This is a genomic window from Streptomyces roseolilacinus (assembly GCF_014649335.1).
Taxonomy (GTDB): domain Bacteria; phylum Actinomycetota; class Actinomycetes; order Streptomycetales; family Streptomycetaceae; genus Streptomyces; species Streptomyces roseolilacinus.
Genome location: NZ_BMSV01000001.1, coordinates 263306 through 286450, shown reverse-complemented (window position 1 = coordinate 286450; position 23145 = coordinate 263306). Strand labels below are relative to the sequence as shown.

Annotated in this window: 22 protein-coding genes; 16 read left to right on the top strand and 6 right to left on the bottom strand. The window is 74.5% G+C overall.

The features are described 5' to 3' along the window. The first annotated feature begins 32 nt into the window (after window positions 1–32). From IE106_RS01255 to nudC, 3 genes are read left to right on the top strand one after another with little or no spacing between them, the layout of a single operon-like run. Window positions 33–3623: an ATP-dependent helicase gene (locus tag IE106_RS01255; RefSeq protein ID WP_189529342.1), complete on the top strand. Its 3591-nt coding sequence runs from the start codon at window positions 33–35 to the stop codon at window positions 3621–3623. Window positions 3624–3633: 10 nt separating this feature from the next. After that, window positions 3634–5040, top strand: coding sequence for a dipeptidase (locus IE106_RS01250; RefSeq protein ID WP_189529341.1), 1407 nt, complete (start codon window positions 3634–3636; stop codon window positions 5038–5040). 49 nt (window positions 5041–5089) lie between these two features. Beyond that, window positions 5090–6037 (top strand): NAD(+) diphosphatase, encoded by a 948-nt coding sequence (nudC, locus tag IE106_RS01245; protein WP_189529340.1) that lies wholly within the window; start codon window positions 5090–5092, stop codon window positions 6035–6037. 78 nt (window positions 6038–6115) lie between these two features. Here the strand turns inward: nudC and IE106_RS01240 are convergent, their stop codons facing one another. Next, window positions 6116–6373 (bottom strand): mycoredoxin, encoded by a 258-nt coding sequence (locus tag IE106_RS01240; RefSeq protein ID WP_189529339.1) that lies wholly within the window; start codon window positions 6371–6373, stop codon window positions 6116–6118. A 164-nt stretch (window positions 6374–6537) separates the two neighbouring features. Here IE106_RS01240 and IE106_RS01235 point away from each other — a divergent pair, with 164 nt between their 5' ends. The 5 genes from IE106_RS01235 to IE106_RS01215 all read left to right on the top strand — a co-directional run bounded on the left by IE106_RS01235 (window position 6538) and on the right by IE106_RS01215 (window position 10403). Beyond that, entirely contained in the window at window positions 6538–8718 is a 2181-nt protein-coding gene (locus tag IE106_RS01235; RefSeq protein ID WP_189529338.1) for an ATP-dependent DNA helicase UvrD2, read from the top strand. Window positions 8719–8890: 172 nt separating this feature from the next. Next, window positions 8891–9229: a hypothetical protein gene (locus tag IE106_RS01230; RefSeq protein ID WP_189529337.1), complete on the top strand. Its 339-nt coding sequence runs from the start codon at window positions 8891–8893 to the stop codon at window positions 9227–9229. Between the two features lie 169 nt (window positions 9230–9398). Next, window positions 9399–9767, top strand: a complete 369-nt coding sequence (locus tag IE106_RS01225; protein ID WP_189529336.1) for a WhiB family transcriptional regulator — start codon at window positions 9399–9401, stop codon at window positions 9765–9767. Continuing rightward, on the top strand, window positions 9764–10090 hold the full coding sequence (locus IE106_RS01220; RefSeq protein ID WP_189529335.1) for a putative WhiB-interacting protein: 327 nt from the start codon (window positions 9764–9766) through the stop codon (window positions 10088–10090). The genes IE106_RS01225 and IE106_RS01220 overlap by 4 nt, the downstream gene beginning before the upstream one ends. A 112-nt stretch (window positions 10091–10202) precedes the next feature. Beyond that, entirely contained in the window at window positions 10203–10403 is a 201-nt protein-coding gene (locus IE106_RS01215; protein WP_189529334.1) for a hypothetical protein, read from the top strand. A 49-nt stretch (window positions 10404–10452) separates the two neighbouring features. Here IE106_RS01215 and IE106_RS01210 read toward each other — a convergent pair whose 3' ends face one another. Beyond that, window positions 10453–11802, bottom strand: coding sequence for an ABC1 kinase family protein (locus tag IE106_RS01210; RefSeq protein WP_189529333.1), 1350 nt, complete (start codon window positions 11800–11802; stop codon window positions 10453–10455). 60 nt (window positions 11803–11862) lie between these two features. Continuing rightward, window positions 11863–13083 carry a TOMM precursor leader peptide-binding protein gene (locus tag IE106_RS01205; protein ID WP_229839914.1) on the bottom strand — a complete coding sequence of 407 codons (1221 nt, stop codon included), beginning with the start codon at window positions 13081–13083 and terminating at the stop codon, window positions 11863–11865. A 175-nt stretch (window positions 13084–13258) separates the two neighbouring features. On the opposite strand from IE106_RS01205, the gene IE106_RS01200 reads away from it, so the two are divergent. The 4 genes from IE106_RS01200 to IE106_RS01185 all read left to right on the top strand — a co-directional run bounded on the left by IE106_RS01200 (window position 13259) and on the right by IE106_RS01185 (window position 17146). Then, window positions 13259–13831, top strand: a complete 573-nt coding sequence (locus tag IE106_RS01200) for a M48 metallopeptidase family protein (RefSeq protein ID WP_189529332.1) — start codon at window positions 13259–13261, stop codon at window positions 13829–13831. A gap of 119 nt (window positions 13832–13950) precedes the next feature. Beyond that, a complete protein-coding gene (locus IE106_RS01195; RefSeq protein WP_189529331.1) occupies window positions 13951–15675 on the top strand; it encodes a TerD family protein in 1725 nt (574 codons plus the stop codon). A gap of 13 nt (window positions 15676–15688) precedes the next feature. Continuing rightward, entirely contained in the window at window positions 15689–16369 is a 681-nt protein-coding gene (locus IE106_RS01190; protein ID WP_189529330.1) for an AIM24 family protein, read from the top strand. A 21-nt stretch (window positions 16370–16390) separates the two neighbouring features. Further along, entirely contained in the window at window positions 16391–17146 is a 756-nt protein-coding gene (locus tag IE106_RS01185) for an AIM24 family protein (protein WP_189529329.1), read from the top strand. A 63-nt stretch (window positions 17147–17209) separates the two neighbouring features. Here IE106_RS01185 and IE106_RS01180 read toward each other — a convergent pair whose 3' ends face one another. Both IE106_RS01180 and IE106_RS01175 read right to left on the bottom strand, forming a co-directional pair. Then, the gene (locus tag IE106_RS01180) at window positions 17210–17725 is read right to left on the bottom strand and encodes an NUDIX hydrolase (RefSeq protein ID WP_189529328.1); all 516 of its coding nucleotides are present in this window, start codon (window positions 17723–17725) and stop codon (window positions 17210–17212) included. Beyond that, window positions 17722–19107 carry a zinc-dependent metalloprotease gene (locus IE106_RS01175; protein ID WP_189529327.1) on the bottom strand — a complete coding sequence of 462 codons (1386 nt, stop codon included), beginning with the start codon at window positions 19105–19107 and terminating at the stop codon, window positions 17722–17724. The genes IE106_RS01180 and IE106_RS01175 overlap by 4 nt, the downstream gene beginning before the upstream one ends. A 191-nt stretch (window positions 19108–19298) precedes the next feature. On the opposite strand from IE106_RS01175, the gene IE106_RS01170 reads away from it, so the two are divergent. From IE106_RS01170 to IE106_RS01155, 4 genes are all read left to right on the top strand, one after another. Then, window positions 19299–20408, top strand: a complete 1110-nt coding sequence (locus tag IE106_RS01170; protein WP_189529326.1) for an SDR family oxidoreductase — start codon at window positions 19299–19301, stop codon at window positions 20406–20408. A gap of 117 nt (window positions 20409–20525) precedes the next feature. Continuing rightward, on the top strand, window positions 20526–20987 hold the full coding sequence (locus IE106_RS01165; RefSeq protein ID WP_189529325.1) for a molybdenum cofactor biosynthesis protein MoaE: 462 nt from the start codon (window positions 20526–20528) through the stop codon (window positions 20985–20987). A 119-nt stretch (window positions 20988–21106) separates the two neighbouring features. After that, a complete protein-coding gene (locus IE106_RS01160; protein WP_189529324.1) occupies window positions 21107–21277 on the top strand; it encodes a hypothetical protein in 171 nt (56 codons plus the stop codon). Between the two features lie 61 nt (window positions 21278–21338). After that, window positions 21339–22427 carry a YlbL family protein gene (locus tag IE106_RS01155; RefSeq protein ID WP_189529323.1) on the top strand — a complete coding sequence of 363 codons (1089 nt, stop codon included), beginning with the start codon at window positions 21339–21341 and terminating at the stop codon, window positions 22425–22427. A gap of 135 nt (window positions 22428–22562) precedes the next feature. Here IE106_RS01155 and IE106_RS01150 read toward each other — a convergent pair whose 3' ends face one another. Further along, window positions 22563–23120, bottom strand: a complete 558-nt coding sequence (locus IE106_RS01150) for a PPA1309 family protein (protein ID WP_189529322.1) — start codon at window positions 23118–23120, stop codon at window positions 22563–22565. Window positions 23121–23145: the final 25 nt, after the last annotated feature.

Sequence of the window (23145 nt, the reverse complement as noted above, 5' to 3'; positions counted from 1 at the left end):
GGACCGCCGCCGCCCCCGGCTAGCCTTCTCCGGTGACTCCGCGCATCACCGACCCCGAGCAGCTCAAGGAGCTGCTCGGCATCCCGTTCACCCCGGAGCAGACGGCCTGCATCACCGCGCCGCCCGCCCCGCAGGTCATCGTGGCCGGAGCCGGCTCCGGGAAGACGACGGTGATGGCCGCCCGCGTGGTGTGGCTGGTCGGCACGGGGCAGGTCGCCCCCGAACAGGTCCTCGGCCTGACCTTCACCAACAAGGCCGCCGGCGAGCTGGCCGAGCGGGTCCGCACCGCCCTGGTCCGCGCCGGCGTCACCGACCCCGACGTGATCGACCCCGACGACCCGCCGGGCGAGCCCCGCATCTCCACGTACCACGCGTTCGCCGGGCAGCTCCTCACCGACCACGGCCTGCGCATCGGCCTGGAGCCCACCGCCCGCCTCCTCGCGGACGCCACGCGCTACCAGCTCGCCGCCCGCGTCCTGCGCGAGGCCCCCGGCCCGTATCCGGCGCTCACGCGGTCGTTCCCCACGCTGGTCAGCGACCTCCTCGCCCTCGACGCCGAGCTGGCCGAGCACCTCGTCCGCCCCGAGGACCTCCACGCGTACGACTCCGCGCTGCTCACCGCCCTCGCCCCGGTCCGCCTCGGCAACGCCGACCTCCGCAAGGTCCCCGAAGCCGCCGCCGCCCGCCGCGAGCTGCTCGACCTGGTCGTCCGCTACCGCGCCGCCAAGCGCGAGCGGGACCTGCTCGACTTCGGCGACCAGATCGCCCTCTCCGCCGAGCTGTCCCTCACCCGCCCCGAGGTCGGCGCGCAGCTGCGCGACGAGTTCCGGGTCGTCCTCCTCGACGAGTACCAGGACACGTCCGTCGCGCAGCGGCGGCTCCTGGCCGGCCTCTTCGGCGGAGGCACGGGCCACCCCGTCACCGCGGTGGGGGACCCCTGCCAGGCCATCTACGGCTGGCGCGGCGCGTCCGTCGCCAACCTCGACGACTTCCCCGAGCACTTCCCGTACGCGGACGGCCGCCCCGCCTCCCGGTACGCGCTCAGCGAGAACCGCCGCAGCGGCGGCCGGCTCCTCCAACTCGCCAACGGCCTCGCGGAGCCGCTGCGCGCCATGCACGCGGGCGTGGAGGCGCTGCGCCCCGCCCCCGGCGCCGAGCGCGACGGCGTCGTACGGGTCGCGCTGCTGCCCACGCAGGCCGAGGAGATCGCCTGGCTCGCGGACTCCGTCGCCCACCTGGTCCGCACGGGCAAGGAGCCCGGCCGGATCGCCGTCCTGTGCCGCACGGCGACCGACTTCCCGGAGATCCAGGCCGCCCTCGTCGCGCGCGACGTGCCCGTCGAGGTCGTCGGCCTGTCGGGGCTGCTGCACCTGCCGGAGGTCGCGGACCTGGTCGCCGTGTGCGAGGTCCTCCAGGACCCCGGCGCCAACGCGTCGCTGGTACGGCTCCTCACCGGGCCGCGCTGGCGGATCGGCGCCCGCGACCTCGCCCTGCTGGGCCGCCGCGCCCGCCTGCTGGTGCACCGCGCGGGCGACGGGGCCGCCGACGCGGACGAGCGCCTGGCGGCCGCGGTGGAGGGGGTGGACCCCGCCGAGGTGATCTCCCTCGCGGACGCGCTGGACACCTTCCTGGAGACGGGCGGGCACGACGACGGGCTGCCCTTCTCGGCGGAGGCCCGCGTCCGGTTCGCGCGCCTCGCCGCCGAGCTGCGCGACCTGCGGCGCTCGCTGGCCGACCCCCTGATGGACGTCCTGCACCGGATCCTCGCCACCACCGGCCTGGAGGTCGAGCTCTCCGCGTCCCCGCACGCCCTGGCCGCCCGCCGCCGCGAGACCCTGTCGAACTTCCTGGACGTCGCCGCCCGGTTCGCGTCCCTCGACGGGGAGGCGACGCTCCTGGCGTTCCTCGGCTTCCTGCGCATGGCCGCCCAGTACGAGAAGGGCCTCGACAACGCGCTCCCCGGCGGCGAGAACACCGTGAAGGTCCTCACGGCGCACAAGTCGAAGGGCCTGGAGTGGGACGTGGTCGCCGTCCCCGGGCTCGTGACCGGCCAGTTCCCCAGCACCAGGTCCCGCGAGGCGTGGACGGCCCAGCCGCAGGTGCTGCCGCACGCCCTGCGCGGCGACGCCGAGACCCTGCCCGGCATCGACACGTGGGACGCGAAGTCGCTGAAGGCGTTCAAGGAGGCCGTGCGGGAGCACCAGCACACCGAGGAGCTGCGCCTGGGGTACGTGACGTTCACCCGCCCCCGCTCGGTGCTGCTCGGCTCCGGCCACTGGTGGGGCCCCTCCCAGAAGCGCCGCCGCGGCCCCTCCGACTTCCTGCACGCCCTGTACGACCACTGCGCGGCCGGGTACGGGGAGATCGAGGCGTGGGCGGACGAGCCGGAGGAGGACGCCGAGAACCCGGCGCTCCGGGCGGCCGCCGGGGAGCAGGCGTGGCCGCTGCCCCTGGACGCCGACTCCCTGGCCCGCCGCCGCGCCGCCGCCGACACGGTCCTGGCGTACCTGGAGCACCCCCCCGCCGAGCCCCCGGCCGCCCCGGAGGCCCCCGGGTCCCCGGAGGCACCCGACGCCCCGGACGACCTCCTGTGGCCGGACGACCTGGACGCCCCCTGGCCGGACGACGCCCCGCCCGAGGACGCCTTCGACGACCCCGACGCCCCCCTGCCCGACGAGGCCCCCGGCCCCGTCCCGTACGAGCCCCACGACTCGCACGAGCCCCATGACTCGCACGAGCCGCACGAGCCCCACGACCCCGCCCCCACCCCCGGCGACGGCGTGGGCGACGGCGACGGCGCGGTCCCCGCGACCCCGGTGGCCCCGGCCGTCCCGCCCCCGCACGCCATCCCCCACCAGCGCGCCGCCGCGGACGACGACACGGACCCCGCCGGCCCGCTCGCACCCGAGGAGGCCCGCACCGTCGCCTCCTGGGACCGCGACCTCGACGCGCTCACCGGCGAGCTGCTGCGCGCCCGCAGCACCACGCGCGAGGTGCCCCTGCCGGCCTCCCTCTCCGCGTCGCAGCTGCTGCGCCTCGCCGCCGACCCCGACGGCTTCGCGGCGGAGCTGGCCCGCCCCATGCCGCGGCCCCCGCAGCCCGCCGCCCGGCGCGGCACCCGGTTCCACGCCTGGGTGGAGTCCCGGTTCGAGGAGCTGCCGCTGCCCATGCTCGGCCCCGACGAGCTGCCGGGCGGCGAGGTGTACGCCGACGAGCCGGAGATCGCCGACGAGCGGGACCTGGCCGCCCTGAAGGAGGCGTTCGAGGGCACCCCGTACGCCCACCGCACCCCGCACCGCGTGGAGGCCCCGTTCCAGCTCGTGCTCGCCGGCCGGGTCGTACGCGGCCGGATCGACGCCGTCTACCACGACCCCGCCTCCGGCACGTACGAGATCGTCGACTGGAAGACCAGCCGCCGCCGCACCGGCGACCCGCTCCAGCTGGCGGTCTACCGGCTCGCCTGGGCCGAGCTGCACGGCCTGCCCCTCGACGCGGTCACCGCCGCGTTCGTCTACGTGCGCACCGGCGAGGTCGTCCGCCCGGACGACCTGCCCGGCCGGGAGGGGATCGAACGGGTCCTCCTCGGTGAGACGGCCGACGGGACACCCTTCCGCGCCGGATAGGCTCAGGAGCATGAGCGACACCCCGGACAGCGCCGTCCAGACCGTACGGAAGTACATAGGGCAGCACCGCGCGGCCTTCCTCGACGACCTCACCGAGTGGCTGCGCATCCCCTCGGTCTCGGCCCGGCCCGAGAACGCCCCGGACGTACGGCGCAGCGCCGAGTGGCTCGCCGCGCAGCTCGCCCGGACCGGCTTCCCGATCGCGGAGGTCTGGGAGACGGACGGCGCCCCCGCCGTGTACGCGGAGTGGCCCTCCGCCGACCCCGACGCCCCCACGGTCCTCGTCTACGGCCACCACGACGTGCAGCCCGCCGCCCGCGAGGACGGCTGGCACACCGACCCGTTCGAGCCGGTCGTCCGCGACGGCCGGCTCTACGCGCGCGGGGCGGCCGACGACAAGGGCCAGGTGTTCTTCCACACCCTCGGCGTCCGCGCCCACCTGGACCTCACCGGCCGCACCACCCCGGCCGTCCACCTGAAGCTGCTCGTGGAGGGCGAGGAGGAGTCCGGCTCCACCCACTTCCGCGCCCTGGTCGAGGAGCGCGCGGACCGCCTGGCCGCCGACGCCGTGATCGTCTCCGACACCGGCATGTGGTCCGAGACGACCCCCACGGTCTGCACCGGCATGCGCGGCCTCGCGGACTGCGAGATCGAGCTGTACGGCCCCGACCAGGACATCCACTCCGGCTCCTTCGGCGGCGCCGTCCCCAACCCGGCCACGGTCGCCGCCCGCCTGGTCGCCGCGCTCCACGACGAGGACGAGCGGGTCACCGTCCCCGGCTTCTACGACGGCGTCGCGGAGCTCACCGACACGGAGCGGGCGCTCATCGCGGAGCTGCCGTTCGACGAGGCCGCGTGGCTCGCCACGGCCCGGTCGCACGGCACGCTCGGCGAGGCCGGCCACTCGACCCTGGAGCGCGTCTGGGCCCGGCCGACCGCCGAGGTCAACGGCATCGGCGGCGGCTACCAGGGCCCCGGCGGCAAGACGATCATCCCGTCGTCCGCGCGGCTGAAGCTCTCCTTCCGGCTCGTCGCGGGCCAGGACCCCGACCGGATCGAGCGGTCCGTACGCGACTGGGTCGCCGCCCGCGTCCCCGACGGCGTCCGCCACGAGATCACGTTCGGGGCGGCCACCCGGCCCTGCCTGACGCCGCTCGACCACCCGGCGCTGCGGGCCGTCGCCCGATCCATGAGCCGCGCCTTCGACGGCGCGAAGATCCGCTACACCCGCGAGGGCGGCTCCGGACCCGCCGCCGACCTCCAGGACGTGCTGGCCGCCCCGGTGCTGTTCCTCGGCATCTCCGTACCGTCCGACGGCTGGCACGCGCCGAACGAGAAGGTCGAGCTGGACCTGCTGCTGAAAGGCGTGGAGGCGACCGCCCACCTGTGGGGCGAGCTGGCCGCCGCGCTCCGCTGAACACGACGCTGAACAGACACCCAGACACCCGGGGGAGTTGGAAGCACCAGTGAGCACCATCAGCAACGAGGCCGGTCCCCGCCCGATCGGCTTCACCGCGCCGAGCGGCATCGACCGCGCCGCCCACCACCGTCTCGACGAGGCGTGGCTCGCGGCGGCGTGGAGCCACCCCACCACGCGCGTGTTCGTCGTGTCCGGGGGCCAGGCGCTGGTCGACGACACCCCCGACGGGCGCACCGAACTGGTCATGACGCCGTCCTTCGAAGCGCCCCTGACCGAGACGCACCGCTACTTCCTCGGCACGGACGCGGGCGGCGTCAGCTACTTCGCCCTCCAGAAGGACTCGCTGCCCGGCCGGATGGACCAGTCGGCGCGCCCCGCCGGGCTGCGGGAGGCCGGCCTGCTGCTGGACGCCCGCGACGCCGCCCTGATGGCCCACGCGGTCGCCCTGGAGAACTGGCAGCGCCTCCACCGCTTCTGCTCCCGCTGCGGGGAGCGCACGGTCATCGCGGCGGCGGGCCACGTCCGCCGCTGCCCGGCCTGCGGCGCGGAGCACTACCCGCGCACCGACCCGGCGGTGATCATGCTGGTGACGGACGAGCACGACCGGGCGCTGCTCGGCCGGCAGGTGCACTGGCCGGAGGGCCGCTTCTCGACCCTCGCCGGGTTCGTCGAGCCGGGCGAGTCCATCGAGCAGTCCGTGGTCCGCGAGGTGTACGAGGAGGCCGGCGTCACGGTCGGCGAGGTGCGCTACGTCGCCAGCCAGCCGTGGCCGTTCCCCTCCAGCCTGATGCTGGGCTTCACGGCCCGCGCCACGTCGTCGGAGATCGAGGTCGACGGGGACGAGATCGAGGAGGCCCGCTGGTTCTCCCGCGAGGAGCTGAGGGCCGCCTTCGAGTCCGGCGAGGTGCTCCCGCCGTACGGCATCTCGATCGCGACGCACCTGATCGAGACGTGGTACGGCAGGCCGCTGCCCAGACCGGGCGCCGCCGGCTGACACCGCCTCCGCACGCGAACGCCCCCGCCGGTCACCGGCGGGGGCGTTCGCGCGGGGGTCCGCCGTGGCGGACGGGGGTCAGCTGGCGAGGGCCTGCTGGACCTGCTTCAGGCTCGGGTTGGTCATCACGACGTCCTCGCCGCCGCCGTTCGGCGTGACGAGCACGGTCGGAACGGTCTGGTTGCCGTTGTTGACCTTCTCCACGAAGGCGGCGGACTCCGGGTCCTGCTCGATGTTGATCTCGGTGTACGCGATGCCCTCGCGGTCCATCTGGCTCTTGAGCCGACGGCAGTACCCGCACCAGGTCGTGCTGTACATCGTCACAGTTCCCTGCATCGTCTCTTCCGCTCCTCGGGTGACTGGAATGCGGCGTGGAACGCCTGATCGCACCGGGAGAACGTACGCGCACCTTCCCCGCATTCCCACCCGGGGTACGACCGGCGTCCCCTCCCTGTGGACGACCGGCGCGGCCCGCTCCGGCGACCTGGCAGCATGGCAGGGTGACACCAGCGACGCACTCCACCCTCTTCCCGCAGGTCCCCGAATCGGCGGACGCGGTGCTCGACGGGCTCGACCCGGAACAGCGCGAGGTGGCGACGGCCCTGCACGGCCCGGTGTGCGTCCTGGCGGGCGCGGGCACGGGCAAGACCCGGGCGATCACCCACCGCATCGCCTACGGGGTGCGCGCCGGGATCCTCCAGCCCGCGAGCGTGCTGGCCGTCACGTTCACCCAGCGCGCCGCCGGCGAGATGCGCGGCCGCCTGCGGCAGCTCGGCGCGGGCGGCGTCCAGGCCCGCACGTTCCACTCCGCCGCGCTCCGGCAGCTCCAGTACTTCTGGCCGAAAGCCGTCGGTGGCGACCTGCCCCGGCTGATCGACCGCAAGGCCCAGCTCGTCGCCGACGCGGCCACCCGCTGCCGGATCCGGCTCGACCGCACGGAGCTGCGGGACGTCACGTCGGAGATCGAGTGGGCGAAGGTCACGCAGACCGTCCCCGCCGACTACCCGGCCGCCGTCGCCAAGGCCCAGCGCGACGCCCCGCGCGACACGGCGGAGACCGGCCAGGTCTACGCCATGTACGAGCAGCTGAAGCGGGAGCGCGACCTCCTCGACTTCGAGGACGTGCTGCTCCTCACGGTCGGCATCCTCCAGGACCGCCACGACATCGCGGAACAGGTCCGCCGCCAGTACCAGCACTTCGTGGTGGACGAGTACCAGGACGTGTCCCCGCTCCAGCAGCGCCTCCTCGACCTGTGGCTCGGCGACCGCGACAGCCTGTGCGTCGTCGGGGACGCCAGCCAGACGATCTACTCCTTCACCGGCGCCACCCCCGACTACCTGCTGGACTTCCGCACGCGCCACCCGCACGCGGCCGTCGTCCGGCTGGTCCGCGACTACCGCTCCACGCCGCAGGTCGTCCACCTGGCCAACGGCCTCCTCGCCCAGGCCCGCGGCCGCGCCGCCGACCACCGGCTGGAACTGGTCTCCCAGCGCGACCCCGGACCCGAACCCGTCCTCACCGAGTACGGCGACGAGCCGACCGAGGCCGAGGGCACGGCCCGCCGCATCCGCGACCTGATCGCCTCCGGCGTCCCGGCGGGCGAGATCGCCGTGCTGTACCGCGTCAACGCCCAGTCCGAGATCTACGAGCAGGCCCTCGCGGACGCCGGCGTCCCGTACCAGCTGCGCGGAGCCGAGCGGTTCTTCGAGCGCCGGGAGGTGCGGGAGGCGGGCGCCGCCCTGCGCAGCGCCGCCCGCTTCGGCGCGAACGACCCGCTGCTCGACGACGTCGTCGACCTGCCCTCGCAGGTCCGCGCCGTGCTGTCCACCAAGGGCTGGACGACCGAGCCCCCCGCCGGCTCCGGCGCCGTGCGGGACCGCTGGGAGTCCCTCGCCGCGCTGGTCCGCCTCGCCGAGGACCTCGCCCGGGTCCGCCCCGAGGCCACCCTCGCGGACCTGGTCGCGGAGCTGGACGAGCGGGCCGCCGCCCAGCACGCCCCCACGGTCCAGGGCGTGACGCTCGCCTCCCTCCACGCGGCGAAGGGCCTCGAATGGGACGCCGTGTTCCTGGTCGGCCTCACCGAGGGCACCCTGCCCATCACGTACGCCAGGACCGACGAGCAGATCGAGGAGGAGCGGCGGCTGCTCTACGTCGGCATCACCCGCGCCCGCCGGCACCTGAGCCTGTCGTGGGCGCTGTCCCGCTCGCCCGGCGGCCGCGCCCACCGCGAGCCGTCCCGCTTCCTGAGGGCGCTGCGCCCCGGCGGCGCGGGCCCCGCGGCCCGCACCGTCCGCGCGGCCGGCGGCGCCGGGCGCGGCGCGGGCCCGGCCCGCGCCCGGCGCGCCCGGGGCCCGGTCCGCTGCCGGGTGTGCGGCACGACGCTCACGATCGCGGGCGAGATGAAGCTGATGCGCTGTGAGGACTGCCCCTCGGAGATGGACGAGGGACTGTACGGGCGGCTCCTCGAGTGGCGCGCCGGCCAGGCCCGCCGGCTGGGCCAGCCCGACTACTGCGTCTTCACCGAGAAGACCCTCATCGCCATCGCGGAGACCGTCCCGTCGACCGACGCCGAGCTGGCCGCGATCCCCGGTGTCGGCATCCGCAAGCTCAACCGCTTCGGAGCCGACGTCCTCGCCATCTGCGCTGGTGAGGAACGTGCGGACGAGGACGCCGGAGACTGATCCCAACTCGTCGGAAAAATAGTTTGCGCCCGCACTACGAAGCCCCATAGGTTCTTAACCACGCGGACAGCGGCTTCCATGAAGCCCTGTCGTCGTGCTGTACTTATCCGAATACGCGCGGGTCCGGCTCAGGCCGGTTCCCCCCCCGAGACGCCGAGAGGAGGCGATTCCAGTGATCAGCATCAACACCAGCTTCGTCAGCACCGCCAAAATGACCGATCGCTCGGTCGTCTCCGCCTGCACGCTCGGCCTCTCCGGTTCGGCGTTCCTCGGCAGCGGTCTGTCCGGTCTCCGGCCCGTCCGCCTGCCGTCCTCCCCGCTGACCCTCCCCGTCGTCGAGGGCTTCGAGGCCAACGAGCGACCGACCAAGGCACTGGAAGCAGGAGTAGCAGCGGCGCAGGCCCCGGCCTATGCCTTTGCGGCGACCGGTGCCGACCAGACGAAGCAGACGCAGCAGCACCTCACGATGTGGGCCTTCCGTGGGCTCGAACCCTGGAGTGATCCAGCCTGATCCAGGATCAGGCCGGCGCCTTCAGGGCCGCGGAACCCCACCCGGGATCCGCGGCCCTTCTGTTTTGCCCCAACGGGCGGAGCGGAGCGAAGGGGCCCCGGGACCAGCAGAACCCGGTACCAACCCACCGGCCGACCAGCCGGACCGACCAGACGAGGAAAACACCACCGTGCATCTCGAAGCGCACGCCCCGTCCGTACCGCCTTCCCAGACGCTCCCCCCGCCCGGCTCCACGGAGGACCACGAAGTGACCGCCCTCACCGCGCTCACCGCGCTCGACGACGCCATCGAGAACCTCGGCGTACCCGTTCCCTGCCGCTCCTACGACCCGGAGGTCTTCTTCGCCGAGTCGCCGGCGGACGTCGAGTACGCCAAGTCCCTCTGCCGCACCTGCCCCCTGATGGCCGCCTGTCTCGCCGGCGCCAAGGAGCGGCGCGAGCCGTGGGGCGTCTGGGGCGGTGAGCTCTTCGTCCAGGGCGTGGTCGTCGCCCGCAAGCGGCCGCGTGGCCGCCCGCGCAAGAACCCGGTCACGGCATGAACACCGCAGCCGGAACCATCGACCGCCCCCTCACGCACGACCCCCAGAAGCAGGCCCCGATGACCTCTTCCGCGAGCGAGCCCATGGGCTCCGCGACCCCTGACGTCACCACCCTCGGCGCGCACGCCTCGCGCCAGAACAGGACCCGAGAAATGCAACTCATCCCAGAAGCCCTGGCTCGCGCCCATATGCACGAGCGCCTCAGGCAAGCCGACGAGCAACGCACGGGCACGCGCCTGATCGTCGCCCGGCGCATGCAGCGCCGCGCCGAGCGCGCCTCGCTGCGCGCCCGCCGTGCTCTGGCCATGGCGGTCATGCAGTAACCGACCGCGGCGCACGTCGGCCACCACCGCTCTCCCCGCGGGGGCCGGTCCACCCGGACCGGCCCCCGCGGTGCGCTGCCAGGCATCCGCCCCGCGGCGGAGTTATCGTCACGTGGTGAACGAGCGGACTCCCGAACCCTCGGGGTCGCGCACGCGGAGCGTGGTGTGCTCACGCTGCGGTGCGACCGCCGACAGCCTCCCCTTGACCTGGACCTGCTCCGTGGAGAACGGCACCAGGCTCTACTTCTGCGAGAACTGCGCCCGCGACCACATCCGGTCCATCGAGAGCAGACTCGACTCCGCCTGGTGGTGACGTCCCGTCACCACCAGACCGGCTCCTCCGGCAGGAACCCCCCGGGGCGTCAGGCCGGCTCCTCCATCGGCTCCTCCGGCAGGAACCCCGGCAGCCACTCCTCCAGCTCCTCCCGCAGCCGAACCGACGCGTTCAGCTGGCACAGCACCCCGATCGTGCTCAGCGTCACCCGGTGGATCAGCAGGTACGCGGGCGGGAGGTTCATCTGCTTGCCCAACTGGTGGGCGGGGGACCGGGGATCGGCGATCCGTGCGGCCTGCGTACGGATCCACTCCCGTGTGAACAGGAACTCGTCCACCTCGGCCGGCTCGATGATCGGCAGCAGGTAGTCCAGCACCGCGTCCGGGTCGAGCTCGATCGACTCCTTCACGAACCCCTCGTCGCACAGCAGCTCGTAGACCGTCTCCGCCTCGCCCTCCAGGGCCATCCGCAGGCAGAGGCCGATCGTCTCCGGCAGCCCGCCGGGCAGCCGGTCCACCGTGCCGAAGTCCAGTACGCCGAGCCGCGTCTCGCCGCCGTCCTCACCCGGCAGCAGACGGAAGTTCCCCGGGTGCGGGTCGGCGTGCAGCAGCCCCGTCCGCGCCGGTCCCGAGAACAGGAACCGCGCCAGCAGCTGGCCCGCCCGGTCCCGCTCCTCCGGCGTGCCGTTCGCTATGACCTCCGACAGCGGCACCCCGTCGATCCACTCCGTCACCAGCACCTGGTCGGACCGGTGCACCACGCCGGGGACCACCACGTCGGGGTCGTCGGCGAACTCGGCGGCGTGCTCCTGCTGCGCCCGCGCCTCCAGCTCGTAGTCCAGCTCCTCCGACACCCGGTCGCGCATCTCGGCTATCAGCGGCTTGATGTCCATACCCGGCACCAGCGGTCCCAGCAGCCGGGCGAACCGGCTCAACTGCGTCAGGTCCGACAGCAGCGCCTCACCCGCTCCCGGGTACTGCACCTTCACCGCCACCCGGCGCCCGTCGTGCCACACCGCCCGGTGCACCTGCCCGATCGACGCCGCCGCGGCCGGCTTGTCGTCGAACTCCAGGAAGAGGTCCCGCCACTCGGCGCCCAGGCGCTCGGCGAGCACCCCGTGCACCGTGCGCGCCGGCAGCGGCGGCGCCGCCTCCTGGAGCTTCGTCAGGGCCGCCCGGTACGGCCCGGCGACCTCCTCCGGCAGCGCCGACTCGAAGACGGACAGCGCCTGCCCGAGCTTCATGGCGCCGCCCTTCAGCTCGCCCAGCACCTTGAACAGCTGGTCCGCCGTGCGCTGCTGCAGCTCACGCGCCACGATCTCGGCGGACTTGCCCCCGATCCGCTTGCCGAGCCCCCACGTGGCCCGCCCCGCGAAGCCCAGTGGCAGCGCGGCCAACTTGGCGGTACGGGTGACCGCCTTCCGGGGAAGATCAGACATACGCCCCTCCAAAACCCAGACTGCCGTGCCGCGTTGCCTGACACGCGCCGCCGACGGCGGTTACCCCGCCATTGTGTCCTGCCCGCCCCGGACCTCCGAGGCCCGCTCCCGCTCCTCCCACTCCGCCGCCCACTCCGCCGCCCGGTCCGCCGCCCCGCACGGGCACTCCCCGTGCGGCCGCACCCGCAGCGCGCGCCACTCCAGGAGCGGCGACGACGTCTCCCACCGGGTGTCCGCGCTCGCCGGCACGCCCCCGTCGAGGAACGCCAGCGCGTGCGCGGCGGCCAACCCCGCCACGGCAGCCGCCAGCCCCACGTCACCGACCGGCACGGCGCCGCTCCGGCGGGCCGACCGCCACTGCGCCATCAGCCGGGACCACGCGGGGTCGGCGTCCGTCCGGCCCAGCTCCACGCACCGCGCGCACGCCGAGTCCCCGGGCAGCACCAGCGGGCCCACCACACCGGTGGCCTCCAGCACCCCCGCGAACAGATGCGGTGTCCCCGTGCCCACCCACGTGTCGGCCGTCACCGGATCCGGAGCGTACGCCGCGAGGCCGTCCCGCGGCGCGACGACCACCAGCGACAGCCCCGGCTCCGGCCCGCCGCCCCCACCGGCCCCCACGGCTCCAGCCTCCCCACCGGCCCCCGAAACGCCCCCGGCCCCGCCGGTCGCACAGGCCGCGCGGCCACCCGGCGCCGACCGGGCGACCAACCGCCGGGCCGCCACGTCCCGCCGCTCCCCCACCGACTCGGGCGGCAGCCCGCCCGGAGCCACGTCCCACGGCCGCACCCGGCCCCCGTCCCGTACGTCCACACGGCCCACGCCCGCCGCCGACAGCAGCGCCGCGACCGCCGCCCCGACCCGGCCCGCTCCCCGGACCTGCACCCGCATGCCGCCCCGCGCGGCCAGCCGCCGCATCGGCTCGCCCGGCCCCCGGTGCACCACCGACAGCGACCCGAGATCGGCGCGCAGCCGGTCGAGCGCCCCCGCCTCCCGCCGCACCGCGTCCGCCGCCCGGCCGCCCGCCGCCGTGTCCTCCAGCAGTCCGGCCCGCGCCAGCCGGTTCAGCAGCGCCTCCAGCCAGCCGTCCGGCACCCCGAGCCTGCGGGCCTCCTCCCGCAGCAGCGGAACACCGCGCGTCCCGTCCAGCAGCTCCAGCAGGCTCCCGGTCGTCGTGTCCACCGGCCCCACCACGACCGCGTGCGCGGGCGCCACCCCGAACTGCACGTACTGAAGATCACGCCAGGCGCGCCGCAGCGCCGGCCTCACCATCGGATGCATGCCCGTCCCCCCTCACTGGTCACGGGGACAGCATCCCGCCGGCGCCGCCACCCCGCGGGGCGTCGTCCACAGAGCCGGGCATCTCGTCATACGAAGTGGCGCGGCCTGTGGACGGCCCGGGGCACGCATCGTCCCGGTGGGGGACACTCCCCGGGCGGGCGGGTACGGTCGGGGCGTGTCCGTCGACCCTGAGCGCAGTCCGACCAGCGACCCGTCCCGCGCCGAGCGGGCATCCGCCGTCGAGGTGCGCAGGAGCGCCCGGCGCCGCCGCACCGTCTCCGCCCACCGGGAGGGCGACCGGACCGTCGTCCTGATCCCTGCCCGGATGTCGGAGGCGGAGGAGCGGCGCTGGGTCGGTGTCATGCTCGACAAGCTCGCCGCCCAGGAGAGCAGGCGCCGCCCCGGCGACGCCGAGCTGGCCGAGCGCGCCGAGCGGCTGTCCGGCCAGTACCTCGCGGGCCGGGCGCGGCCGGCGTCCGTGCGCTGGGTCACCAACCAGAACACCCGCTGGGGCTCCTGCACCCCCGCCGAGGGCAGCATCCGCCTGTCCCACCGGCTCCAGGGCATGCCCGAGTACGTCGTCGACTACGTCCTGCTGCACGAGCTCGCGCACCTGCTCGTCCCCGGGCACGGGCCCCGGTTCTGGCGGCTCCTGGAGCCGTACCCCCGGACGGAGCGCGCGCGGGGGTACCTGGAGGGCGTCGCCGCCGGCCGGCTGCCGGACCCCCCGCGCGGGCCCGGCGACTGAGGTTCACCGATCCTGTACCGAGTCCGTACCGAGCAGGTCGCCGACGTGGTCCCCTGTCGCACCCAGCCGTTAGCCTGGCGCGACGCACACCAATCCGGGATGGGGGACGGTCGTAACGCATGGCCAGGGAATTCCAACGGGGCCACAAGGCCCGGATCAGCGACCTGACGGCCGGGACCGATCTGTACGTCGGCGTGCAGATCGCGGGTCCCGGGCTGACCTTCGACATCAGCTGCTTCGGCCTCGACGCCGACGAGCGCCTCTCCGACGACCGGTACTTCGTCTTCTTCAACCAGCCGAAGTCCCCCGAGGAGTCCGTCCAGCTGCTCGGCGCGCAGGCCGGCGACACCGAGTCGTTCCGCGTCACCCTCGACCGCGTCCCCGAGGCGATCCACAAGCTGTCCTTCACGGCGACGATCGACGGCGCCGGACAGATGTCGCAGGTCGGCCCCGGGTACGTCCGGATCGTCGCGGGCGGTGAGGAGGTCGCGCGCTACACGTTCAGCGGCGCCGAGTTCAGCACCGAGCGCGCGGTGATGCTGGGCGACTTCTACCGCAAGGACGGCTGGCGCTTCGCCGCGGTCGGCCAGGGCTTCGACGGCGGCCTGGAGGCGCTGCTGAAGAACTTCGGCGGCGAGGTGCTGGAGGAGGAGCCCCCGCAGCAGGCGGCCCCCGGCTTCGCGGCCCCGGGCTTCGCGCCCCCGACCGGCGGCCCCGCCCCGGTCCGGCCCGCGCCCGCCTTCGCCGCCCCGCCGGCCCCGGCCCCCGTACCGGCTCCCGCCCCCGTACCGGCTCCGCAGGCGCCCGCGCCGTCCCCGGCGCCCGCGCCCGCACCGCCGCAGCAGCCGCTGCACGGCGCGCCCACCATGGCGGCCCCGATGGCCCCGCCGGCCCCGGTCCCGGCCCCGCACGCCCCTGCCCCGCAGGCGCCCACGCCGCCCCCGGCCGCATACGGCCACCCGCAGCAGCACCCGCAGCAGCCGGCGCCCTACGGGCACGTGCCGGGCCAGACCCCGCCGCACGGTGCGCCCGCCGGGTACGGCCAGCCGGCGCCCGCCCCGTACGGCCAGCCCGCCCCGTACGGCCAGCCGGCCCCGTACGGCCAGCAGCCGCCGACGGGCACCCCGCCGATGGGCATGCCGCCCGGTGTCCCGCAGGGGGCCCCGCACGGCGCGCCGCAGGGCGCCGGCCTCGGGGCCGCGCTCCAGAAGTACCGCGAGACGCCCACCGGACAGCGCTGGACCCCGCAGAACGCGCAGCTCATGCGGGTCGACCTGGCCATGGGGCAGACCCCCGTGCTCGCCCGCCAGGGCAGCATGGTCATGTACCAGGGCAAGGTCGACTTCAGCTACAAGGGCGCCGGGTTCGCCGGCCGCATCGTCGGCAACGCCACCGGCCAGGAGATGCAGCTGATGCGCTGCACCGGCCGCGGCCAGCTGTTCCTCGCCGAGAACAACGCCCAGCTGCACCCCATCGAACTCCAGGGCGACGGGATCTGCGTCTCCGCGGAGAACGTCCTCGCGTTCGACGAGTCGCTGCACCACGAGGTCCGCCGCATCGAGGGCCACGGCATCCCCGGCGGCGCGCTGTTCACGATGTTGTTCCAGGGCACCGGCACGGTCGTCGTGAAGACCCAGGGCACCCCGGTCGTCCTGCCGGTCACGCCGACCACGTTCGCCGACTGCAACGCCGTCGTGGCCTGGTCGGCCGCGTCCCAGGTGGTCCTCTCCAGCCAGGTCCGCCTGCGCCGCAACGCCTACCCGGGCCACAGCGGCGAGACCGTGAACCTCCAGTTCCGGGGCGCCCCCGGGAACTTCATCGTCGTCCAGCCGTACGAGGTCTGAGGGAGCCCGAGGAATGAACCAGCAGCTCGCGGGCTACGCCCCGACCGCGACCGTGGCCCGCATGGAGAACCACGGCAACGCCATGCTCAAGGTCGCCATGGCCACCGGCCAGGACCTGTTCGCCCGCACCGGGTCCGTCGTCGCGTACGAGGGCTTCATCCAGTACGAGCCGAACCCGCCCGCCGTGCGCCAGATCGCCTCCTCCTGGGTGACCGGCGAGGGCGCGCCCCTGATGAAGTGCTCCGGCGACGGCCTGCTGTACCTGGCCGACTACGGCGCCGACGTGGTCGTCGTCCACCTCGACAACGACGCCCTGTCCGTCAACGGCACCAACGTGCTGGCCTTCGACGCGCACCTCCAGTGGGGCGTCGAGCGGGTCAAGGGCATGGCCAAGTTCGCCGGCCAGGGCCTGTGGAACGTGCAGATCTCCGGCACCGGCTGGGTCGCGCTCACCTCGCGCGGCACGCCGATCGTCGTCGACTGCGGCCGCGGCGACGACGAGACGTACGTCGACCCGGACGCCCTCGTCGCCTGGTCGCCGGCCCTGAAGGTGAAGGGCAAGCGCAGCTTCAAGGCGTCCTCCCTGATCGGGCGGGGCAGCGGCGAGGCGTACCAGATGGCCTTCTCGGGCCAGGGCATCGTCGTCGTACAGCCGAGCGAGGACAGTACCGACCGCCTGCGGATCCGGAACTGAGCCGGGGGAGCGAAAGAGATCATGCAGAGTCCGCTTTTCAGCCACACCGAGCAGCAGAGCCAGGACCGGTACACCGTGCAGAACCCGCAGCTCCTGCGGGTCGCCCTGACCGGGCACGACGACGTCCTCGCCCGCAAGGGCGCCATGGTCGCGTACCAGGGCCTGATGGACTTCGACGGCGAGTACCAGAACCAGAGCCAGCGCACGGCCCGCGCCAACACCGGCGAGGGGCTCGACCTGATGCGCTGCTCCGGGCAGGGCACCGTCTACCTCGCCAACCTGGCGCAGTACGTCCACGTCGTGGACGTCGACCAGGACGGGCTGACGGTGGACAGCGCCTACGTGCTGGCGCTCGACTCGGCGCTGCACACCGAGGTCATCGCCGTGGACAGCCAGTACGGCATCTCCGGCTCCGGCAAGTACCAGCTGAACATCTCCGGCCGCGGCCAGGTCGCCCTCATGACGTCCGGCCGGCCGCTGATGCTCCCGGTCACCCCGGACCGGTACGTCAACGTCGACGCGGACGCGATCGTCGCCTGGTCGTCGTCGCTGCGCGTGCAGATGCAGGCCCAGACCCACGTGTCGAACATCCGGCGCCGTCGCGGCGGCACCGGCGAGGGCTGGGAGCTGAACTTCCTGGGCCAGGGCTTCGCCCTCGTCCAGCCCAGCGAGGTCATGCCGCCGCAGAGCGCCCAGATCGGGCAGGGCGTCGCCGCCCAGTTCGGCGTCGGCCAGCACGGCGCGCACGGGCAGAACCAGAACAACGCCTGGAACTGAACGCGCGGGGGGCGGCCGCGGTGGCCGCCCCCCGCCGTCCTGCCGCAGGCGGGCGCCTCGCGGCTACAGGCGCTCCAGGGTCCGCTCCACCAGCCGGACCACCGACCCGTCGGCGACCGAGGCCACCTCGTCGTACGGGAACCAGCGCAGGTCGAGCGACTCGTCGCTGATCGCCTCCACCGCGTCCGGCGGCGCCACCGCCGCGTACTGCACGTCCAGGTGCCAGGCGCAGGGCGTCGCGTGCCGGTCCAGCCGCACCGGGCCGCCCGGCAGCAGCACCAGCCCCGGGATGCCGGACTCCTCGGTCGCCTCGCGGAGCGCCGCCGCCGCCATCGTGCGGTCGCCGGGCTCGCAGTGGCCGCCCATCTGGAGCCACATGCGCAGCTTCCGGTGCAGGGTCAGCAGCACCCGGCCGCGCTCCGGGTCCACCACCAGCGCGCTGGCCGTGAGGTGGCCGGCCGCGCAGGCCTTCCACATCGCGTCCTCGTGCGCCGAGAGGTGGTCCAGGTAGGCGCGGCGCAGTTCTTCCTGGTCCTCGTACCCCTTCAGTACGAGGACCGCGTCGCCGCGCAGGCTCACCGGTCGGTGTCGTCCTTGCCGTCCTCGTCGGGGCGGTCGGCGGCCTCGCCGAGCATCTTGTCCAGCTCGGAGAAGTCCAGCTGCTCGCGGTGGACGAAACCGTCCGGGTCGTCCAGGTCCGTCGCCGTGGGCAGCATGTCCGGGTGCGCCCACAGGGCGTCCCGGCCGTCGACGCCGCGCGCGTCGGTGAGCGAGGCCCACAGCCGCGAGGCGTCCCGCAGGCGGCGCGGCCGCAGCTGCAGGCCGATCAGCGTCGCGAAGGTCTGCTCGGCGGGCCCGCCCGAGGCACGGCGCCGGCGCAGCGTCTCCCGCAGCGCGTCGGCCGAGGTCAGCCGGGAACCGGCCGCCGCGTGCACCACCGCGTCCACCCAGCCCTCGACCAGCGCGAGCGCCGTCTCCAGCCGGGCCAGGGCCGCCTTCTGCTCCGCCGTGTCCTCCGGCTGGAACATGCCCTGCTGCAGCGCCTCCTGGAGCTGCTCCGGGTTGGACGGGTCGAGCTGCGCGACCGCGTCCTCCAGCTTGGACGTGTCGACCTTGATCCCGCGCGCGTACCCCTCGACCGCGCCGAACAGGTGCGAGCGCAGCCACGGCACGTGCGCGAAGAGACGCTGGTGGGCCGCCTCGCGCAGGGCCAGGTACAGCCGCACCTCGTCCAGCGGGACGCTCAGGTCACGGCCGAACGCCGTCACGTTCAGCGGCAGCAGCGCGGCCTTCCCCGACGGGCCGAGCGGCAGGCCGACGTCCGTCGACCCGACCACCTCGCCGGCCAGCGCGCCCACGGCCTGGCCGATCTGCTGGCCGAACATGGCGCCGCCCATGGAGCGCATCATGCCGATCAGCGGGCCCGCCATGGCCTGCATCTCCTGCGGCAGCACGTCGCCCATGGCCGTGCCGACGCGCTCCGCGACCGGGTCGACGAGCTGCTGCCACGCGGGCAGCGTCGCCTCGACCCACTCCGCGCGCGACCAGGCGACCGCGGTGGCCGACCCGGACGGCAGGGACGTCGCGTCGTCCAGCCACAGGTCGGCCAGGCGCACGGCCTCCTCGACGGCCTTCCGCTCGGCGGGGCCCACGCTGGCGTCCTTCGTGCCGTCCGGGGTGCCCTGGGAGACGGCCTGGCGGGCGATCTGCTTGGCCATGTCCCAGTTCACGGGACCGCCCTCGTAGCTCAGCATCTGGCCGAGCTGCTGGAAGGCCGCGCCCAGGTCGGCCGGGTTGAACGACCCGAACATCGCGGCGAACGGGTTGTCCGCGCCGCCCTGGCCGCCGGGCAGCCCGCCGAACCCGAAGGGGTTGGCACCACCCTCGGGCTTCTTCTTGCCCTCGTCGCCGTCGTCCGGCTCCTCCGGCGGAACGCCGAATCCGAATGGGGTGTCGCTCACGGGTTTCCTCGGCTCGTTGGGCCGCCGGCCTTGTGCCGACGGCGGTGGCCCGACATCACACCCAGCGTAGACATCCCCGCCGGGTGTGGGGCTCGGTGCTCCGTCCGCGCACCGGCTGCGGCAGGATGGACGTCACCTGGTGCGCACGCGTCGTCCGCGTACGTACTGAAGACAACCGCTGGAGACGCCTGGTGAGTTCCCCAGATCCGCAGGTTCGCGCAGCGCGAAACCACTCAACCCCGTCCGCCGCCCGGGGCCCCGTCGTCGCGGTCACCGGCGCCGCGACCGGCGTCGGCGAGCTGCTGACCCGGCGCCTCGCCGCCTCCGAGGAGATCAAGCAGGTCATCGCGATCGACGAGCGCCGCGGCGAGGTGTCCGAGGCGCTGTGGCACATCCTGGACGTACGGGACCCGGCCATCGCCGAGAAGCTGCGCGGCGCGGACGTCGTGGTGCACCTGGCGCTCGACCTCGACCTGGAGACCGACTCCGCCGCCCGTACCGCGTACAACGTACGCGGCACGCAGACGGTGCTCACGGCCGCCGCGGCGGCGGGAGTCCGCCGCGTCGTGCTGTGCACCTCCGCCATGGTGTACGGCGCCCTCCCCGACAACGACGTCCCGCTCTCCGAGGACGCCGAGCTGCGGGCCACCGCCGAGGCGACCGGGGTGGGGGACCTGCTGGAGATCGAGCGCCTCGCGCGCCGGGCCCCCCGCGCGCACCCGGGGCTCAACGTCACCGTCGTACGCCCCGCCGTCCTCGTCGGGGGCACCGACACCGCCCTGACGCGCTACTTCGAGTCACCGCGGCTGCTCGTCGTCGCCGGGTCGCGGCCGGCCTGGCAGTTCTGCCACGTCGAGGACCTGGTGAGCGCGCTGGAGTACGCGGCGCTGGAGAAGGTCGACGGGGAGTTCGCCGTCGGCTGCGACGGGTGGCTGGAGCAGGAGGAGGTCGAGGAGCTCAGCGGCATCCGGCGGATGGAACTGCCGTCCGCCGTCGCCCTGGGCGCGGCGGCCCGGCTGCACCGCATCGGCCTCACCCCGTCACCGGCCGGCGACCTCGCGTACACGATGCACCCGTGGGTGGTGAGCGTCGGCCGGCTCCACGACGCCGGCTGGCGACCCGCCTGGACCAACGAGGAGGTGCTGGCCGCGCTCCTGGAGGAGGTCGCCGGCCGCCACACCGTCGCCGGCCGCCGCCTCGGCCGCAAGGACGCCACGGCCGCGGGCGCGGCGGGCGCCACGGTGGCCCTCCTCGGCACGGCCGCCCTCGTCCGCCGGGCCCGCCGCCGCCGGGGCCTGTGAGACGGGGCCTGTGAGGCGGGGACCGGGCCCGGGCCTGTAGGAGGCTCCAAGGCGGCGGGGCGTCCACCGGGCGAACGGGCAGTTCCGTGGAGCGGGGGCGTGCGGCACGATGGGGGCATGGCCCCCCTCCACGACCACCCGGGCGAGCGCGCCGCCGACGAGCCGATCCGGCTGCTGGCGATCCGCGACACGCCGCTCTCCCTCGACGAGGTGTTCCAGGCCGTCGGCGACGACGCCGCCGGCGGCACCGCCCTCTTCGTCGGGACCGTGCGCAACCACGACGGCGGCGCCGACGTGGACGCGCTCGGCTACTCCGGCCACCCCACCGCCGAGGCCGAGCTGCGGAGGGTGGCGGAGAAGGTGGTCGCGGACTTCCCGGTACGCGCCCTCGCCGCCGTCCACCGGGTGGGTGACCTGGTGGTCGGTGACCTCGCGGTGGTCGTCGCCGTGTCGTGCCCGCACCGCGCGGAGGCGTTCGCGGCGTGCCGGAGGCTGATCGACGACCTCAAGCACGAGGTCCCCATCTGGAAGCACCAGCGCTTCTCCGACGGCACCGAGGAGTGGGTGGGCTCCTGCTGAACCGCCTCCGCCGCCGCCCCACCGCCCGATTTGCGTAACCCCCTCCCCGGCAGCAGCGTTGAAAGGACAGCTGGTTAATCTGCTGATCAGCCAGTCGCTTTCACTCTGGGGAGGTCGTGATGGCAGCACTCGCCTGGTTGCTGATTCCGCTGTCGGCTGCCGTCGGCGCCGCGATATGGGGGGGCTGGGCCGCGCGGAGCCGTACCACCGAGGACATAGCCGAGCTGGACGGCTACGCGCGTTTCCGCGACGCGATGGACCGGGTCCACTCCCGCGGCCGATCCGTCTGACGATCACCCCGGACGGCGGCCCCGAGGGTGCACTGACGAACCGGTCCCGTACTGTCGTTCCATGCCACGCCGCACCGTGACGATGCTCGCCGCCACCCTCTCCCTCATCGCGCTGCTCTGCGCGGGAGTGCTCATCCCGGTGCCCTACTCCGAGATGAGCCCCGGGCCCACGGTCAACACGCTGGGCGACTCCGGAGGCGAGCCGGTGCTCCGGATCTCCGGCCACGAGACGTACCCCACATCCGGCCACCTGAACATGACCACCGTCAGGGTCACCGGTGCGGAGTACCGGATGAACCTCGTCGAGGCCGTCGCCGGATGGCTCGCCCACGACAGCGTCGTCGTCCCGCACGACACGCTCTACCCGGACGGCAAGACCGAGGAGCAGTCCACGCAGGAGAACGCCGAGGAGTTCAGCCAGTCCCAGGAGAGCGCCCGTGTCGCCGCGCTCCGGCAGCTGGACCTCCCCGTGGCGTCCCGCGTGATCGTCTCGTCCGTCCAGAAGGACAGCCCCGCCGAGGGCAGGCTGCACGCCGGCGACGTGATCAAGGAGGTCGACGGCACGCCCGTACGGGAGCCCAAGGACGTGGCGGCGATCGTCACCAAGCGGCGGCCCGGCAAGCCGGTCGACTTCACCATCGTCCCGGCCGAGGACGCCGCCGCGGCGGAGAAGGCCGGCCGTGAGCCGACCACCACCGAGGCGGTCACCGTCACCACCCGGCGGGCGGGCGACGCCGACCGGGCCGTCGTCGGCATCCAGGCCGGCACGGACCACACGTTCCCGTTCCGGATCGACATCAAGCTCGACGACGTGGGCGGGCCGAGCGCCGGCCTGATGTTCGCCCTCGGCATCGTCGACAAGCTGACCCCCGGCGCCCTGACGGGCGGCCGCTTCGTCGCCGGTACGGGCACCATCGACGAGACCGGCAAGGTCGGCCCGATCGGCGGCATCGAGATGAAGCTGGTGGGCGCGCGCGCCGCCGGGGCGAGGTACTTCCTGACCCCGGCCGCCAACTGCCGGGCCGCCGCGTCGGACGTCCCGGACGGGCTGACGCTGATCAAGGTCGACACGATCGCGGACGCGGTGACGTCGCTGGAGAAGGTCCGCAAGGGCGAGACCGCGGGCCTCCCCGGCTGCTCGCGGAGCTGACCGGGCGGGACGGGAGCCCCGACGGCTCCCCCCGGCCCACGGCCGCGCCGGCCCCGGGCCCCTGCGGCCCGGCGCAGGACCGCCGGCCAGGGACCCGGGGCCCCGGCCCGTCCGCTCCCGGCACGGGCCGGGCGGTCAGCCCTCGAACGTGGCGGACAGCGCCTCCGCCAGCCCCGGCACCAGGTCCGAGCCGGTCAGGACCTCCGTGGGGGAGTCCTTCGCGCGGAGCCGGATCGCCGACTCGCGCGCGCCGTTGCGCAGGACGGCCACGGTCATCCGCACCTCCTGCCGTTCCGGGTGGGCCGCGACCCACCGGGCCAGCCCCGCCTCGTCGAGGCCGTCCGGCACGGACCCCTCGGCGGACGGCGGGAGCATCAGCCGCTCCACGGTCAGGGCGCAGCCGGTGACCGCGTCGGGCCAGGCGACCGTCGCGAGGAACTCGTCGAGCGGGGCCCCGGTCGGCAGCTCGTCCTGCTCGATCGGGGTGAGGGGCGCGGCGGCCTCGTCGGTGTCGAGCCCGAGCTGGGCGGCCAGCTCCGGTTCGTCGGCGCGCAGCCGCGCCGTGTCGACGAGGGCGAACAGGCGGGCCGGCTGGTCCCAGCCGAGCCCCGAGGCGTACTCGTCGATCTCGAGGACCGCGCGTGTGAGCGGACCGGCGGCCATCGGAGGGCCGGAGGGGGAAACGTTGGACATGGTCAATATCCTGCCTCTTCTCGAC